The following is a 17000-nucleotide window of genomic DNA, read 5'->3' as shown; positions in this document are numbered from 1 at the left end:
TCAGTGATCTTTCACTCCTTCGTCACGCTCGCCGCCAGGTATTCCCTGTTCATGCGGGCGATGTGCTCCAAGCTGATGCCCTTGGGGCATTCCACCTCGCAGGCGCCGGTGTTGCTGCAGTTGCCGAAGCCCTCCTTGTCCATCTGGTCCACCATGGCCAGCACGCGGCGCTTGGCCTCGGGACGACCCTGGGGCAGCAGGGCGAACTGGCTCACCTTGGCGGCCACGAAGAGCATGGCGCTGCCGTTGGGGCAGGTGGCCACGCAGGCCCCACAGCCGATGCAGGTAGCGGCGTCGAAGGCCTTATCGGCATCATCCTTCGGGATGGGCACCGCGTTGCCGTCCACCAGGTTCCCGCTGGTGTTCACACTGACGAAACCGCCGGCGGCCTGGATGCGATCGAAGGACCCGCGGTTCACGGCCAGGTCCTTGATCACGGGGAAGGCCGCGCTGCGCCAAGGCTCGATGAATATGGTGTCCCCATCCTTGAACTTGCGCATGTGCAACTGGCAGGTGGTGATGCCGCGGCCCGGGCCGTGGGGTTCACCATTGATGAACAGGCTGCACATGCCACAGATGCCCTCGCGGCAGTCGTGGTCGAAGGCGACCGGGTCCTTGCCCTCGCGGATCAGCTGGTCGTTCAGCACGTCCAGCATCTCCAGGAAGGACATGTCCTCGGACACGTCGTTCACGGGATAGGTCTCCATGCGGCCCTTATCGTTGGGACCGTTCTGGCGCCAGATCTTCAGTGTCAGTTTCATGGTGAATGGTCAATGGTGAATGGCGAATGGGCAGGCCTCATCTGCCATCACGGTCCTTGCGAAGTGATTCGTAACGGGCCTCGATCTTCACGATCATTTTGTTCAACATCCGCGCTATCGAGGTGAGGCGAGATGTGATCGGCGTAGGGTCCAAGCGGAGCTTGCGGTATAGCCGACGAGCAAGTTCCAGATGTGTTTCGAGCTCGTACAGTGAACCACGCGTGATCCGGAGGTAACTGAGCAGTTGGCGATCACTACTGGTGCCGCGGCCCCATCCTTCTGCGATGTTGGCAGGCATGGAAACCGCCGCCCGGCACATTTGGCTGACCAGGCCGAAACGCTCCTCGTTGGGCAGCAGCGCCGCGAACTCATACACCATCTCTGTGGTGTCCATGGAGTGTTGCCAGATGATGAGGTCACGGTAGCTGCTGATGGACCCATAGGGCTCGTTCGGCTCCACCACGCAGAGTTCATTGAAGGCATCCAGTCGTTCCTGGCTCATGTCAGCTCCGGGTATTTCCCATTCACCAATGACCATTCGCCATTCACCTACTTGTAGCTCCGCTGCGTCAGTTTCACCTCCTCGAAGGTGAGCGGCTCCTTGTGCAGCTCGGCCTTGCCGGCCTCGCCCAGCCACTCCCAGGCGGCCACGTAGGCGAAGTTGGCATCGTCGCGCTTGGCCTCGCCCTGCTGCGGCCCCTCCATCTCCTGGTACTCCTCGCGGAAATGGCCGCCGCAGCTCTCGTTCCGGTGCAGCGCGTCCATGCACATCAGCTCGCCCAGCTCCAGGAAGTCGGCCACACGACCGGCCTTCTCCAGTTCCTGGTTGAACTCGTTGGCCTTGGCGGGTACGCGCACATCCTTCCAGAACTCCGCACGGATCTGGCGGATCTCCTGGATGGCCTCCTTCAGGCCCTGCTCGTTGCGCGCCATGCCGCACTTGTCCCACATCACCTTGCCCAGTCGGCGGTGGAACTCATCCACCGGCTTGGTGCCCTTGTTGTTGATGAAGTGGTTGATGCGGTCGGTCACCTCCTTCTCGGCGGCGTCGAACTCGGGACGCTTGGTGTCGATGGGGCCGGTGCGGATGTCGTCGGCCAGGTAATCGCCCACGGTGTAGGGGATCACGAAGTAGCCGTCGGCCAGGCCCTGCATCAGCGCTGAGGCACCGAGGCGATTGGCGCCGTGGTCGCTGAAGTTGGCCTCGCCCAGCGCGAAGAGGCCCGGTACGGTGGTCTGCAGGTTGTAATCCACCCACAGGCCGCCCATGGTGTAGTGCACGGCGGGGTAGATCTTCATCGGCTCCTTATAGGGGTTCTCGCCGACGATGTTCTCGTACATGTCGAAGAGGTTCCCGTACTTCTCGCTCACGACCGCCTCGCCCAGCTCGCGGATCTTCTCCTTGCTGGGGTTCTCCAGCTTCAGGATGTTCGCCTGGAGCTTGCCGTAGCGCTCGATGGCCGCGCTGAAGTCGAGATACACGGCCTCACCGGTCTTGTTCACACCGAAGCCCGCATCGCAACGCTCCTTGGCGGCACGGCTGGCCACGTCGCGCGGCACCAGGTTGCCGAAGGCCGGGTAGCGGCGCTCCAGGTAGTAGTCGCGGTCGGCCTCGGGGATGTCGCTGCCTTTCTTCTTGCCTTCCCGGATCGCCTTCGCGTCATCGAGCTTGGCGGGCACCCATATGCGTCCGTCGTTGCGGAGCGATTCGGACATCAGCGTGAGCTTGCTCTGGTGCGTGCCGCTCACCGGGATGCAGGTGGGGTGGATCTGCGTGTAGCAGGGGTTGCCGAAGAAGGCCCCGCGCTTGTGCGCCTTCCACGCGGCGGTGACGTTGCTGCCCATGGCGTTCGTGCTCAGGAAGAACACGTTGCCATAGCCGCCGGTGCACAGCAGCACCGCATGCGCGCCGTGCCGCTCGATCTCGCCGGTGATCAGGTTGCGGGCGATGATGCCGCGCGCCTTGCCGTCCACGATCACCACATCGAGCATCTCGTGGCGGTCGTACATCTTCACCGTGCCCTTGCCCACCTGGCGCATCAGCGCGCTGTAGGCACCGAGCAGCAGCTGCTGGCCGGTCTGTCCGCGGGCATAGAAGGTGCGGCTCACCTGCACCCCGCCGAAGGAGCGGTTGTCCAGCAGTCCGCCGTAGTCACGGGCGAAGGGCACTCCCTGCGCCACGCACTGGTCGATGATGTTGGCGCTCACCTCAGCCAGTCGGTACACGTTGGCCTCGCGGGCCCGGTAATCGCCGCCCTTCACGGTGTCGTAGAACAGACGGTACGTGCTGTCACCGTCGTTCATGTAGTTCTTGGCGGCATTGATGCCCCCCTGCGCGGCGATGCTGTGGGCGCGCCGGGCGCTGTCCTGGAAGCAGAAGGCCTTCACGTTGTAGCCCATCTCCGCCAACGAGGCCGCGGCGGCACCACCGGCCAGGCCGGTGCCCACCACGATGACATCGATGCGGCGCTTGTTCGCTGGCGCCACGATGCGCATGTGCCCCTTGTGGTAGGTCCACTTCTTGTCGATGGGACCGGGAGGGATCTTGCTGTCGAGCTTGCTCATGGAATGCGATTGTCGGTTCTCCAAAACCCCTTGTCAAGCCGCTGGCACGCGGTGCGGACGATTGACAGGTGGCAACTGGCGCGAAGCATGCGGGTGGAGGTCAGCGGTTCACGAACATCCACACGGGGATGAGTGCGAAGAAAACGGGCACCACAACGGCGATGAATACGCCGATGTTCTTGATCACCGGAGTGTAGCGCGGATGGTTGAGGCCCAGGCTCTGGAAGGCGCTCTGGAACCCGTGCAGCAGGTGGAAGGCCAGCACCGTCATCATCACCACGTAGAGCGCCACGTACCAGAGCTGGCTGAAGGCCGCGGCCACCACGGTGTAAAGATCCTTGTTGCCGTCGGTGTCCGTCCCGATGTCGCCCCAGTGCATCTCGAACCAGAAGCTCTTCATGTGGATCACCAGGAAGACCAGGATAAGCGTGCCGAGCAGCGCCATGTTGTTGCTGGCCCAGCTCCTGTTCGCCGCGGCGTTCTCCTTCATATAGCGCACTGGGCGCGCCTTGCGGTTCTGGATCGTCAGCAGGAAGCCGTCGAAGGCATGGAACAGGATGCTGAAGTAGAGCAGGTAGCTCACCGCCTTCACGAGGGGGAAGGAGGTCATGAACTTGGCGTAGGCGTTGAACTTGAGCTGTCCCTCGGGGCTCATGTCCAGCAGCTGCAGGTTGCCGGCCAGGTGGGCGAACAGGAACACGACAAGGAAAAGGCCCGTAAGGGCCATCCAATACTTCTTCGCCAGCGATGATCCGAGGAGAGCGCTTCGTGCCATGTCCTTGCAACAGCGAACGGGGTGGAAGCGTTCGCGGCGCGAAGGTAACAGGCGCTGGCGAACCGGTATCCCCCTGGTCCTCAGCCGGACGGGTATGCTTTCCTCGTGGTCGCGATGGACTTCCTGATCAGCGTCTGCAGCACCTTCAGGTCGATGTCGGCCAAGCGCTTCACGTAGAGGCAGCCCTTCGTGGCCTTGTGCTTGCCCAGCTTGGCCAGCACATCCGCTTCCAAGGCCTCCTGGGCCAGGTAGATCACCAGCTCCGGCTTGCGCGGACTGAAGGCCGCGAGGGGTGCGCTGCCCGAATGGCCGCTCGCATAGGTGTAGTGGTAGGTGCCGAAGCCGATGATGCTCGGGCCGTACATGTGCGGCTCCTCGCCGGTAAGCTCCTGCATCAGGTTGATCAGCACCCGGCTGTCATCACGCATCTCCTCCTTGGGGTGCTTGTCGATGAAGGCGGAGACGCTGGCGGTGGTGGCCTGGGTCTTGTTGGGTTTGGGCATGCCTCAAGTGCCTTACAAGTTCACCACAGAGGCACAGAGGACACAGAGAAATGCGACTCCATCATGGCTGATGACCCCTCTGTGCTCTCCGTGCCTCTGTGGTTAAGCTTCTCAGAACTGCTTGTCCAGCTCGAAATAGTGCACCTGGGCCATGTAGGGGAAGTACGGCAGATCGCCGACCAGTTCCTTCGCCCGGCCCAGCTCCACCCCGCTCAGGAGCAGGAACGCCCCCGTCCGGTCGGTGCTAATGAAGAAGCTCTCGAGGAGTCCCTCTTCCTTCCACCGGTTGACGTACTCCATCTCGGCCTTCTGCAGGTCCGGGGTGGACCGGATGTGTGCCATGCCTTCGGGGGAAAGGGAGATGGAGACGAGGATGTGGGGCATGGGGATCGGCTAGGTGATCACAAGGATAAGGAGCCAAGGCGATGAAGGTGGTATAGCCCCATTTGGGCAAGGGCTCCTGGGGAAGATGTACCGCGTGAGGGATAGAAGCGGAAAGCCCGTAAGCGAGGAGGAACGACGAGTGCGGACTTGCAGCGGATAGCCCGACGGCGAGTCCTCGAGCCGGCACGCCCAGAACAAGCCTCAAGTCACAAGGCTAAGGTCCCAAGCTTCAACGGCGTGCCTTGGGCCTTGATGCTTGTAGCTTGAGCATTGAAGCTTCGCGCCCTCCATACCTTCGCCCTATGCGCTACACACCGCTCTCTGCGTCCACCTACCGCGAGCACCGCCTCCGCTTCCGCCAGCACCTGGAGAAAGGCAGTCTGGCCGTGTTCCACAGCAACGACATCATGCCCACCAGCGCCGATGGCACGATGCCGTTCAAGCAGGCGAGCGACATCTTCTACCTCACGGGCATCGACCAGGAGGAGACGATCCTGCTGCTCTTCCCCGATGCGGTGGACCCGAAGGACCGCGAGATCCTCTTCGTGCGCGAGACCAGCGAGCTGATCGCCATCTGGGAGGGCGCCAAGTTCAGCCAGCAGGAGGCGCGCGACCTCAGCGGCATCGCCACGGTGCTGTGGACGAGCAGCTATGAGGCCACCATCAAGCGCCTGGTGCCGCAGTGCGAGCACCTGGTCCTGAACAGCAACGAGCACCTGCGCCAGCACAACGAGGTGGAGACGCGCGAGGACCGCAAGAACAAGGAGCTGCGCGTGCAATACCCGCTGCACAGCGTGAAGCGCAGCGCGCCCATCATGCACCGCATCCGCAGCCGCAAGACGCAGGAGGAGGTGGCGCAGATGAAGCGCGCCATCGCCATCACCGGCAAGGCCTTCGAGCGGGTATGCGGCTTCGTGAAGCCCGGCGTGAAGGAGTACGCCATCGAAGCGGAGATCACGCACGAGTTCCTGCGCAACGGCTCGCGCGGCCACGCCTACACGCCCATCATCGCCAGCGGCTACAACGCCTGCGTGCTGCACTACATCACCAACGATCAGGTGTGCAACGACGGCGATGTGATCCTGATGGACTTCGGCTGCGAGTACGGCGGTTACGCCAGCGACCTCACCCGCTGCATCCCCGTGAACGGCCGCTTCACCAAACGCCAGAAGGACGTGTACAACGCGGTGCTGCGCGTGAAGAACGCAGCCACGCAACTGCTGCGCCCCGGCACCCTGCTCGCCGACTACCACAAGGAAGTGGGCAAGATCATGGAGAGCGAGCTGATCGGCCTGGGCCTGCTGGACAAGACCGACGTGGCGAAGCAGGACCCCGAGCGTCCGCTCTACAAGAAGTACTTCATGCACGGCACCAGCCACTTCCTGGGCCTGGATGTGCACGACGTGGGCCTGTGGAACGAGATGATCCAGCCGGACATGGTCTTCACCGTGGAGCCGGGCATCTACATCCGCGAGGAGAAGCTCGGGATCCGCCTGGAGAACAACATCCTGGTGACCCGGGACAACCCGATCGACCTCTTCGCCGACATCCCGGTGGAGGCGGATGCGGTGGAGGAGCTGATGAGCCGGAGGAAGGTGGTGGCGTGATCCTTCTTTATGCGGTTTGCCTACTGGCCTGTCCTCTGCAACGTCTTGGGCCTCGCATTCGCGTTCCTATACGGTATCAGCGGAGGCAGCGGGGGCGAAACCACCGAAGGTGTGTTCATGGCCTTCTGGGTCACCGGTTGGATCACGATCCTCACCGCATTTCTAGTCCTCGGATGGCTGCTCCTTCGTAAGAAGGCCCAACTTCCCGACATCCTGCTGATAGCTATCATGGCGGTGGTCGGTTTCCTTGAAACACGGCTCATCACTTCCAATCCGGCGGCGCTTCAGGGCCTGTTCCATTAAACGTGGAAGCCCCGCGCGTTGTCGCGGGGCTTATGAAGCACCGTGTTACCCTATTGACGGTTCCGCATTAGAGGAACAAAACCGCTTCACCATGAATCTCCGCGCATTCGGACTGGCCGGTCTCATTGTCGGCGTTCTGTTCAAGCTCCTTCACTGGCCGGGAGCCGGCTACATCGTGCTGTGCAGCGCATTGCTCACCGCCGTAGCGTTGGTGCTCCGGCTTATGAGCAAACGTCGGCCATGGACGATCCTGATCAGCAAGCCTGGCTGGTTCGCACCCGCCATTGTGACGGTGCTCTGCGGGATGATCTTCAAGACGATGCACTGGCCCGGGGCCAATGCGCTCCTGATGCTGGGCATGCTCGCCACCGCGGCCTGGGTGCTGGCCACGCAGGTGCGGCCTGCGGCACGTGCCGAGCATCGCTGAGCAACGCGCGCGACGGCGCTCGGTGAACCGCCATTGCGAGCGATTGCCCGCTTCATTCCTTCATCAGCCGGCCGGTCAAGCGCAGGTTGCGCGCCACGGCCTCGCAGGTGTACAGCCCGATGGCAAGTCCGCTCACGTCGAGGGTGCTGCGCTCTGCGTGAATGGGCTGCTGCAGCACCATACGGCCGGTGGCGTCACGAATAGTGAGCGTGCCACCGATCAGCGACGCGGGAACAGCGAAATGCGCCACGGCATCGGCAGGCGATGGAAAGAGGGTCAACTCACGTGAGCTCAGGATTTCAGCGATTCCGATGGTCGCATAGTCCATGCACATGCCGGCGTAGGGCTGGTTCTCGGGAACATCCCAGATGGGCAATGTTTGCGCAAAGGCACGAACGGAATCGACACGGGCTTGGAGTGCGGCCACGCTCGCGAATGCGCCTCCGCTGCCAGCGCGCGCATACACGTATGCAAACAGCAGATCGACATGCTCGCCGGGTTCAAGGGTGATGGGGCCTGAGCTCATGACGCCCCGGCGATCGACCAATGTCATGTCCGCATCGCTCCACGGTGCCTGGGGCAGTCCTCCGGTTCCGGCGCCAACCGGGTCATTGGCACCAGGGTACATGAACCGAGCGGGAATCGCATCCGGAGATGTCGAGTAGCCATTGCCGCCATAGGTCATGGTCACACCGTCCCTCCAGATGCCGCGCATGTAGTTGTAGTAGTGCTGCGGGATGACCGGGTCGGTGGCCGCAACGTTCGGCGTTTCCCGGTTGAAGTACAGGAAGTGCGACAGCCCATGGCGCTCATTGTCCACGAAGTTGTCTCCGAAGCCATGGCCGTTCCACTGCGGAAGCAGACTCCCCGCCGGGTTCGCTTGACCATCCGGATCCTGCAAGGGTCCCTTCAGGAGCACCATGCCGAATGCGGGAGGCTGCTGGCCATAGCCGACCGTTCCCAAGCAGGTCGGGTCGAAATCGCTCCAGTTGTACACATAGGCCAGATTCCGGGATGGGTCGCATCCGATGAAATCATCATTCGCGCAACCGAGATCGAAGTCATTGAAGAATCCGATCATCATGTTATTGTAGGTCTGATTGGAGCGGTTGATCAGGTGGTACCGGACGAAGACGGTCTGGTCCAGCGCGGGGTCGCCACTGGCGAAGGCGAAGGGCATCTGCTGCACCTCAACGCGCAATGCGGGCTGACCGGCGGAGAGGCTCAGGTAGTCGCCGAACACGCTGAACAGCGCCTGGTCCCCGAGAATGCATGGAGCATCACCGGCTTGAGCATCATAGGTGCCGTCCTGGTCGAAGTCGAAGAACGGCGCCAAGTAGGCCTCATAGTTGGCTGCGCCATTGCCCATCGCCGGCCAGGTCGCGATCCCTGATGGAATGATGTAGCCCGTAGGGAACTCATCGTTGATGGAGCAATTCGGATCGGCCATGCAGGTGAAGAATAGCAGATGCCGCTCGACCTGCTCGCGCGTCACGTTCCACACCTGGTTGTAGGCCTGGGAGGTGGCGGCATCGGTATATCCAAAGGACAAGGAAAGCGGTCCCGGATAGAAGCTCTCCGTTTCATCCTGGGCGTAGAAGCTCTTCGACACCCGGAGCAAACCGCCGTTGGTTTCGCCGCCCATCCACATACCGCCGGCATATAGCACGCTCGCCCCGCTGCCGATCGGCACCTCGAAGTTCGAGGGCCCGGGCGACTGGCTCAAGGAAACGCGTCCATTGGCATAGAACCGAGCACGCGCATCGCCGATGTTCAGTTCGCTATAGGCCTGTGCTGCGGAGGAGTATGGCGCGGCTGCCAAGAGCGCGACAAGCAGGGTGGATCGATTGCGCATGGCACCTGCGCAACCGATATGACCGCTGCGCAAGGCCAACATAGGCTCATGGCATGCGTTGCAACGGCGCGCCACGAGGAACGAAACGTCTCATCGCGTGAACGGTCGGCAAGGTTCGAAGAAGGGGATGCTGATCAGCTCAGCTCGAACACCACCTCCACCGCATCGGGCAGCGTGGTATCCGTCACGAGCGTGTGGTACACTTCGCCCTGCTCGTCCTTTTCCAGCACATTGCCGGCGATGGTGAGGGCGCGGTACGAGGGGATGATCGGCGTGGAGGAGGTCAAGCGACGCGGCGGAGTTGGAAGGGCTGCACGGTGGAGGTCTCCCCGTCCAGCACCATCAGGTAATACTCCTCGCCATCCAGGTCGGTGATGCGCACCCGGGTCACAGGGCCGTTCACCTCACCGGTCTTCACAATATGGCCGCTGCTGTCGCAGATGTCGAACAGGGCATCCGCCGTGCCCGGCTCGTAGTCGAACATGAGCAGGCGCTCGAGCTGATCGATGCGCAATCGAATCTCGCGGGTCGGCTGTGGCATGGCTCTCGTCTTGGGCCTTCCTACGCAGGCAGCCGGTCATTGGTTCCTGTAAACCCGAGGCCCGATCGGCTTGCGCCGACCGGGCCTCCACCACCAAACCAAACCAAACCCTGATCCAAGCGGGGAATCAGCTCCCCTGGTCGTTGAACATCCAGAACGGTGCAGTGCTATCAGTACGCATGGCAACGAGGGGTTAATGCGTGAACTTGCCACTAAGCTACCCCCATGCGGAACCCGTGGAAAGGGCGGAACGAGCATCGGCAGCGGCCAGCGAGCGTACGGACAAGGGAGCGCATGGCCCGTGCAAGGCCGGGCCGGGGGATGGCCGTTGCCGATGGCCGTGCCGCTGGCGCCGGTGGCTGGCACACCGCCGCCGCATGGGTCCAAGCACCTATCTTTTCGCCAAACCCAGCGATATGTCATTGCGCGTGCTGATCGTGGACGACGAGGCCGATGCCCGGGAGAACCTCCGCCTGATGCTGGAGGAGCATTGCCCCGACGTGCAGGTGGTGGGACAGGCCGGCAACGCCGCCGAAGCGCGGCAACGGATCCAGGAGCTGCAGCCCAATGCGCTGTTCCTCGACATCAAGATGCCGGGAGAGGACGGCTTCCAGCTGCTGGCCTCCATCGCCGAGCTCGACCTGCCCGTGGTCTTCACCACGGCCTACGACGAGTATGCCCTGAAGGCCTTCAAGGAGAACGCCCTGGACTACCTGGAGAAGCCCATTGACCACGAGGAGCTCGAGCGGGCGGTGAAGAAGCTCACCAAGGCCACCGGCGAACTGGTGGGCCAACAGCCTTCGGCGATCGCGGCGCTGATGAAGGACCCTGAATCGCCGCTGAGCTCGCGCGTGGCCATCCCCGGACGCGACGGGCTGGTACTGCTGAAGCATGAGGACATCCTCTACCTCGAGGCCAACGACAGCTACACCACCATCCACCTGAAGGACGGCAAGCGCTCGGTAAGCAGCAAGCACATCCGCGTCTTCGAGGACAACCTGGACCCGAAGACCTTCTTCCGCGTTCACAAGTCGTACATCATCAACCTCGCCCACCTGAAGGGCTTCAGCCGCACGGAGGGCAACATGGCGGTGCTGGACAACGGCGCACTCATCCCGGTCTCCCGCCGCCGCCTGCCGGATTTCCTGGGATTGATCAACACGTTCTGAGATTTGCGGGCGATGCGCCCCTTGACCCTCACGCTGGCCGCGCTCGTTGCAGCGCTGGGCCACGCGCAACAGCACGCCTTCCGGCAGCTCACGGCGCGCGATGGTCTCGCGCAGAGCCAGGTGCGGGCCATGTCGCAGGACGGCCGCGGCTACCTCTGGGTGGGCACGCTTGGCGGCGCAAGCCGATTCGACGGTGTCACCTTCCAGAACCGTTCGCTGCAGGACGGCCTGCCCGATGCCCAGGTGAGCGCGATGGCGTGTGACCGCGAAGGCAGGCTGTGGATGGGCACCGGAAACATGCTGGCCAGGGTCGATGGCAACCGGCTGATCACCGAGCCTGTGCCCGGCGCAGACAAGGGCTCGCGCATCCTGGGCCTGATCGCCGGCGCTGACGGCGCCCTGTACATCGGCACCGACGGGGGCGGGCTGCACGTGCGCGATGCCGGCGGCACGCACCCGTTCCCGGGGTATCCCTCGGATACCGCCACCCATGTGCGCGCGCTGCACCAGCTGCGCGACGGCAGCCTACTGGTGGGCCTGCGCAACGGCCTCCTCCATTGCTCGGCCTCCGGTTGCAGGGCCGTGCCGGTGGGTGATGCCGAGCCCAAGCTGGTGAGCGCGCTGGAAGAGGCTGCGGACGGCTCCTGGTGGGTGGGCACCCTGGGCAGCGGGCTGTACCGCATCGCGCCGGATGGCCGCCTGCTGGCGGAGTTCGACGAGGAGACCGGCTTACTGCAGAACAACGTCCGCTGCCTGCTGATCGATGACCGCGACCGGCTCTGGGTGGGCACCAAGCTCGGCCTGAACCAATACGATGGGCAGCGCCTGCGGACCTTCACCGTGCATCAAGGCCTGCCGAACGACAACATCCAATGCGCCTTCCAGGACCACGAGGGCAATATCTGGTTCGGCACCGATGGCGCGGGGGTGCTGCTCTACCTCGGCGACCGCTTCGTCACCTTCACGGTGAAGGATGGGCTCTGCAGCGACCAGGTGATGAGCGTCACGCCTGACTCCCGAGGCGATCTGTGGCTGGGCACCTACGACAACGGCCTGTGCCGGCTGGATGGCATGGCCATGATCACCACGCTGGACGGACTGCCGAACAACACCATCTGGTCGGGGCTCCTCGCCCAGGACGGGACCATGTGGTTCGGCACGAGCGACGGCCTCGCCCGCGTGGTGAATGGTGTCGTGGAGCGCCCCCAAGGGGAAGCGCCGCTTGCCGGCTCGCGCGTCTTCGCCCTGCACCAGGACCCGTCGGGACGCATCTGGTGCGGCACACGCGAGGGGCTCTTCTCGTTGGCCCCGGATGGATCCACCACCACCGCGGCCCGGGGCGCGGGAGCCCCGCAGCGCTCGGTGCGGGCCATCATCGGACTGCCCGATGGCACGCTCGAATTGGCCGGTGACGATGGGTGCTACCGGTACCGGAACGGCTCCTTCCTCCGCTTCGGGGAGAGCGAGGGGCTCTGCGATGAGACCGCCCTCTGCCTGCTGCGCGACCAGGCGGGCCGCACCTGGGTGGGCACCGCCAACGGCCTGTCATGCCTGAAGGACGGCGGAGCCAGATGCATCCGCATGGCGCAGGACTTCGGCTCCAACTACATCGATTTCCTGATCGCCGACGAGCACGGCCTGGTCTGGGCCGGCACCAATAACGGGCTCTTCCGCTTCCACCCGGACAGCCTGCTGGCCGACAGTTCCGCCTACACGCACATCACCCTGAGCGATGGCCTGCGCGGACTCGAGTTCAACCTGAACGCGGCCCACGCCTGGACGAAAGGGCGACTCCTCTTCGGCAGCGCATCGGGCACCGTGCTGCACAGCCCCTTGACCAATGGCCATGCGGCCTCGGATCCAGTGCCGCGGGTGCACATCACCGGTGTGCGCTCCTTCCTGCAGCCCAGCGCTTGGAAGGATGCCTGCGACAGCCTGGATGCCGATGGGCTGCCGGCCGGCCTGCACCTCTCCTATCGGCGCCACTACCTCACCTTCGATTATACGGCCGTTGCCTTCAACCGACCCGAGCAAGTGCGCTTCCGATACCGCCTCACGGGCCTCGATCCCGACTGGCTGCCCGCCACGGAAGCCCGCTTCGCCAGCTTCAGCAACCTCCCGCATGGCGACTACACCTTCGAGGTGATGGCCGCCGTGGGCAATGGCCCTTGGAGCGCTCCAGCGACCTTCTCCTTCCGAATCGACCCGCCCTACTGGGCACGCTGGTGGTTCTTCGCCGCCTGCGCGGCCGCTGCCGCAGCCCTGGCCTGGGGCATCCACCGCATCCGCACCCAAAGGCGGGAGCGCCGTGAGCGCACGCGGCAGCTGGTGCTTCGGTCGCGCATGCTGCAGCTGGAGCAGCAGGCGCTCAACGCCAACATGAACCGCCATTTCGTCTTCAACGCCCTCAACAGCATCCAGTTCCACATCAACCGGCAGGACCGGGCCACGGCCAGCCGCTACCTCACCAGCTTCGCGAAGCTCATCCGTAAGAACCTCGATGCCAGCCAGAGCGACACCACCACGCTGGCCGAGGAATTGGAGCGCTTGGAGCTCTACCTGAAGCTGGAGCACATGCGCTTCAAGGACAAGTTCCGCTACACCATCGCGGTGGACCCCGCGGTGGATGCCACTCAGGTGCGCCTGCCCGCCATGATGCTTCAGCCCTACGTGGAGAACAGCATCTGGCACGGCATCCTGCCCATGGGGCACCAAGGGCATGTGGAGATCACCGTGGAACCCACTACGGACGCAGGCCGGGTCATGGTGCGGATTGCGGATGACGGCATCGGCGTCGACGAAAGCCGCAAGGCCAAAGCCGGTCAGGAGAACGACCACATCTCCAGGGGCATCGAGATCACCAAGGGCCGGGCGGATGTCTTGCGTCGGCTCGAATTGACCGATATCCGGATTGATGGGCCCAAGCAACGGTGGGACCTGGCCAGCCAACGGAGCATTGGCACGGAGGTGACCATCGAACTGCCTGTCCAACAGTCCGTAATAAAGTCCGCCGAGGGCTTGTGAACGGCCATTCCGTGCACTACATTTGACAATCGAATCATGCGTCGGATTCCTTCATATCTGTTGACCTTGGCCCTGCTCGCGTTCATGGCCGTCAGCTGCGCCAAGGAGGAGGCCATCGGGCCGTGCCATGCGAATGAAAACGGTACGACCAAGAGCAAGGGTGGCATCACCTCGGAAACCGACCCCTCCAATTCAGGGCAGGGTTCGGGCCGCAAGACGGACAAGGACGGTGCATCCATCAGCGACGACGGTGACGACGTTGGTGACGGAGAGCGCAATCGCAAGAAGAAGCCGAGCTGACCCCCCTCAGCGCGCTTCCTCCGATGGACGCCCGGGTCACCGGGCGTTTTCATTTCCACCCATCGCTGGGCCATTGCAACCATTCCCCGCAGGAGCTTGGGGCGCAACAGGGCCTCCGGGTACTTTCCCGTACCTGATACCCCTGCCATGCCGCATACCAGCCAGGACCATGTGCATCGCCTCATCCAGTCGATGAGCCCGGCCGAGAAGCGCTACTTCAAGGTGCATTTGGCCCGCAACGGACAGGAACCAGGCAGCAACCAGCAGGTGCTTTTCGATGCCATCGCCGGCATGCCCGTCTTCGATGAGCGCGCCCTCCTCGAGCGGTTCCAGGAAGCGCCGTTCATGCGGCATTTCGCCATCACCAAGCGCCGGCTCTACGAGGCGATCCTGCACAGCCTGGAGGCCTTCCATGCGGAAAGCTCCACGGATGCCCGCTTGCACCGTCTGCTGCACCAGGTGGAGCTGCTGCACAAGCGCGCGCTGTATACCGACGCTTGGAAGGTGCTGCAGAGCGCACGGAAGATGGCCGAAGCCATGGAGCGGCTGCCCGGCCTGCAGCAGGTGGCCGATTGGGAGCGACGGCTGCATGAATGCCGCAATTACGCCGGCCTGGATGATGCGGGGCTCGACACGATGCGGGAGCGTTCGGGCCGGTTGCGGGAAGCCCAGGCCCAGATCGACGCACTATGGGACGTGAAGAGCCGCCTGTTCCTGCTGCTCTATCGGCAGGGCAGCGCACGTGGAGCCGCCGCCCTGGCCGCGGTGCAGGTCCTGCTTCAACACCCGCTGCTGCACGACGGGGCGGAGCTGCTCACCTCGCAGGCCCAGTTCCTGCACCATCATGTGCGCAGCGCTGCCGCCTTCGCCGCCGGTGCGGCGCAAGAGAGCCGTCGGCATCTCCTCGCCAACCTGGACCTGCTTGAGCGCGAGCGGCACCGGTTCAAGGAAGAGCCGAACCTGATCCTGGGCGTGATGAGCAACCTAGCCTACGTTACCGTGCAATGCGGCCTGCACGACGAGGCCTTCGAGCTGCTCAGACGCTTCCGCGCCCTGCCGGCCCAATGGGGCATGCCCGAGACCGAGGACCTGGATGTGAAGCTCTTCGCCACCACCACGAGCCTTGAGCTGAGCATGCACCTGCGCGTAGGCCAGGTGGAGCGCGCCATGGAGCTCATGCCGGTGCTGGAGCGCGGCCTGAGGCAGCACGGACCGCGCCTTGGACCCGTGCGCCGCGCGGCGCTGCAATACCTGTCCGCCTACGCACACCTCGCGGCCGGCGATCCGGAGGGCGCGCTCAAACGCGCCAACGAGGCCCTGAACGCCACCCGGCACGACGACACCAGTGATACGGCCTGCTTCACGCGGCTGCTGCACCTGCTGATCCTGGCCGACCTGGGCAAGTACGACCTGCTGCCCTACGCGGTGCGCAACACGGAGCGCTACCTGCGCATCCATCGCGTGGTCCATCGCTTCGAGCCCCGCCTGCTGCAGCTGATGCGTTCGCTCGCGCGCGCCAAGAGCGCCCAGGAGCGCACCCAGGCCCTCACCGACTTCCGCGAGGACACGCTTGCGCTGCTCGAAGACCCTATGGAACGCCGTGTACTCGACCACCTCGACCCCATCGCCTGGGCCGAGAGCCGCATCTTGGGCAAGCCCTTTGCGCTGACGCTCAAGGAGCGCGCGGCCCGCCTGCACCGCGCCGCCTAGCGCGCGGTCAGGAAAGCATCCCAGCCTTGGGCGCGCAGCTCATGCTCGCCGCCTTGCCTGTCCACCAGCCGGTAGCCGCTGCCCCGGTCGGTCATATGGCCCACCACCGTAAGGCTGGGATTGCCCTTCACCTTCTCATAGTCCGACGGAGCGATAGTGAAAAGCAGCTCGTAATCCTCCCCGCCATTCAGCGCACAGGTGGTGGGGTCGAGGCCGAACTCGCGCGCGGTGCCGTAGGTATGAGGGTCGATGGGCAGCTTCTCGTCGTATAGCCTGACGCCAAGGGCCGAGGAACGAGCGATGTGGATGGCCTCGCTGGCGAGCCCGTCGCTGATGTCGATCATCGCCGTGGGCCGCACCCCCAGCTGGCGGAGCAGTGCGACGATGTCGCGGCGCGCCTCGGGCTTGAGCTGGCGCTCCAGGATGTAGTCGTGGCCCGCGAGGTCGGGCTGCGCACCGGTCTCCTTGAAGACGGCCTTCTCGCGCTCGAGCACCTGTAGCCCCATGTAGGCCCCGCCGAGGTCGCCGCTCACCACCAGCAGGTCATGCTCCCGAGCACCCGACCGGTACACGAGGTCGCCAGGCAGCGCCGCACCGATGGCCGTAATGCCGATGACGAGGCCGCTTGTGCTGCTGCAGGTGTCGCCGCCCACCAGGTCCACCCCGTAGTTGCGGCACGCGAGCAGCATGCCTTCATAGAGCTCATCCACCGCCTCCACCGGGAAGCGGTTGCTGAGGGCGAGGGCCACGATGACCTGCCTGGGCTCGGCGTTCATGGCATACACATCGCTCAGATTGACGACGATGGCCTTGTAGCCCAGGTGGCGGAGTGGCACATAGCCCAGGTCGAAGTGGACGCCCTCCACCAGCATATCGGTGGTGACCACTTGGTGGAGGCCCTGCGGATCGATCACCGCGGCATCGTCGCCGATGCCCCTGACAGTCGATGATTGCTGCAAGCGGATGCGCGAGGCGAGACGCTCGATGAGGCCGAACTCCCCGATGGCGGAGAGCTCGGTGCGGGAGGATTGCTCGGACATGGCGGGGCGAAGTTCCGTCATCGGGGCGTGCGGATG

At 64.0% G+C, this 17000-nt stretch carries 17 protein-coding genes; 7 read left to right on the top strand and 10 right to left on the bottom strand.

Annotation, left to right across the window (positions count from 1 at the left end; all coding sequences use genetic code 11):
* Positions 1-11: 11 nt before the first annotated feature.
* The 6 genes from QY325_14090 to QY325_14065 all read right to left on the bottom strand — a co-directional run bounded on the left by QY325_14090 (position 12) and on the right by QY325_14065 (position 4988).
* Positions 12-761: a succinate dehydrogenase/fumarate reductase iron-sulfur subunit gene (locus tag QY325_14090; protein ID WKZ65887.1), complete on the bottom strand. Its 750-nt coding sequence runs from the start codon at positions 759-761 to the stop codon at positions 12-14.
* Positions 762-798: 37 nt separating this feature from the next.
* Positions 799-1263, bottom strand: a complete 465-nt coding sequence (locus QY325_14085; GenBank protein ID WKZ65886.1) for a four helix bundle protein — start codon at positions 1261-1263, stop codon at positions 799-801.
* Positions 1264-1310: 47 nt separating this feature from the next.
* Positions 1311-3326: a fumarate reductase/succinate dehydrogenase flavoprotein subunit gene (locus QY325_14080; GenBank protein ID WKZ65885.1), complete on the bottom strand. Its 2016-nt coding sequence runs from the start codon at positions 3324-3326 to the stop codon at positions 1311-1313.
* Positions 3327-3426: 100 nt separating this feature from the next.
* A complete protein-coding gene (locus QY325_14075) occupies positions 3427-4101 on the bottom strand; it encodes a succinate dehydrogenase cytochrome b subunit (GenBank protein ID WKZ65884.1) in 675 nt (224 codons plus the stop codon).
* A gap of 80 nt (positions 4102-4181) precedes the next feature.
* Positions 4182-4604 (bottom strand): DUF1801 domain-containing protein, encoded by a 423-nt coding sequence (locus QY325_14070; GenBank protein ID WKZ65883.1) that lies wholly within the window; start codon positions 4602-4604, stop codon positions 4182-4184.
* 111 nt (positions 4605-4715) lie between these two features.
* The gene (locus QY325_14065) at positions 4716-4988 is read right to left on the bottom strand and encodes a hypothetical protein (protein ID WKZ65882.1); all 273 of its coding nucleotides are present in this window, start codon (positions 4986-4988) and stop codon (positions 4716-4718) included.
* Positions 4989-5290: 302 nt separating this feature from the next.
* On the opposite strand from QY325_14065, the gene QY325_14060 reads away from it, so the two are divergent.
* The 3 genes from QY325_14060 (at position 5291) to QY325_14050 (ending at position 7325) form a co-directional block, all read left to right on the top strand.
* Positions 5291-6595 (top strand): aminopeptidase P family protein, encoded by a 1305-nt coding sequence (locus QY325_14060; protein ID WKZ65881.1) that lies wholly within the window; start codon positions 5291-5293, stop codon positions 6593-6595.
* 117 nt (positions 6596-6712) lie between these two features.
* On the top strand, positions 6713-6898 hold the full coding sequence (locus QY325_14055) for a hypothetical protein (GenBank protein ID WKZ65880.1): 186 nt from the start codon (positions 6713-6715) through the stop codon (positions 6896-6898).
* 91 nt (positions 6899-6989) lie between these two features.
* Complete coding sequence (locus tag QY325_14050; protein ID WKZ65879.1) at positions 6990-7325, top strand: hypothetical protein; 336 nt, start codon at positions 6990-6992, stop codon at positions 7323-7325.
* Between the two features lie 52 nt (positions 7326-7377).
* Here QY325_14050 and QY325_14045 read toward each other — a convergent pair whose 3' ends face one another.
* The 3 genes from QY325_14045 to QY325_14035 all read right to left on the bottom strand — a co-directional run bounded on the left by QY325_14045 (position 7378) and on the right by QY325_14035 (position 9721).
* Complete coding sequence (locus QY325_14045; GenBank protein ID WKZ65878.1) at positions 7378-9180, bottom strand: T9SS type A sorting domain-containing protein; 1803 nt, start codon at positions 9178-9180, stop codon at positions 7378-7380.
* A 134-nt stretch (positions 9181-9314) separates the two neighbouring features.
* Positions 9315-9467, bottom strand: coding sequence for a hypothetical protein (locus QY325_14040; protein ID WKZ65877.1), 153 nt, complete (start codon positions 9465-9467; stop codon positions 9315-9317).
* Positions 9464-9721, bottom strand: coding sequence for a hypothetical protein (locus QY325_14035; protein WKZ65876.1), 258 nt, complete (start codon positions 9719-9721; stop codon positions 9464-9466). The genes QY325_14040 and QY325_14035 overlap by 4 nt, the downstream gene beginning before the upstream one ends.
* A gap of 416 nt (positions 9722-10137) precedes the next feature.
* Between QY325_14035 and QY325_14030 the strand changes: the two genes are divergently transcribed.
* The 4 genes from QY325_14030 to QY325_14015 all read left to right on the top strand — a co-directional run bounded on the left by QY325_14030 (position 10138) and on the right by QY325_14015 (position 15924).
* Entirely contained in the window at positions 10138-10890 is a 753-nt protein-coding gene (locus tag QY325_14030; protein WKZ65875.1) for a LytTR family DNA-binding domain-containing protein, read from the top strand.
* A 12-nt stretch (positions 10891-10902) separates the two neighbouring features.
* Positions 10903-13914 carry a two-component regulator propeller domain-containing protein gene (locus QY325_14025; protein WKZ65874.1) on the top strand — a complete coding sequence of 1004 codons (3012 nt, stop codon included), beginning with the start codon at positions 10903-10905 and terminating at the stop codon, positions 13912-13914.
* 66 nt (positions 13915-13980) lie between these two features.
* Positions 13981-14214, top strand: a complete 234-nt coding sequence (locus QY325_14020) for a hypothetical protein (GenBank protein ID WKZ65873.1) — start codon at positions 13981-13983, stop codon at positions 14212-14214.
* A gap of 147 nt (positions 14215-14361) precedes the next feature.
* Entirely contained in the window at positions 14362-15924 is a 1563-nt protein-coding gene (locus QY325_14015; protein WKZ65872.1) for a hypothetical protein, read from the top strand.
* Here the strand turns inward: QY325_14015 and thiL are convergent.
* Complete coding sequence (thiL, locus tag QY325_14010) at positions 15921-16964, bottom strand: thiamine-phosphate kinase (protein WKZ65871.1); 1044 nt, start codon at positions 16962-16964, stop codon at positions 15921-15923. The two genes, QY325_14015 and thiL, sit on opposite strands and share 4 nt — an antisense overlap.
* Positions 16965-17000: the final 36 nt, after the last annotated feature.

It is taken from the genome of Flavobacteriales bacterium (assembly GCA_030584065.1).
GTDB lineage: Bacteria > Bacteroidota > Bacteroidia > Flavobacteriales_F > PHOS-HE28 > PHOS-HE28.
The sequence above is the reverse complement of the archived record's forward strand: the minus strand, read 5'-3'. Positions and strand labels throughout refer to the sequence as shown.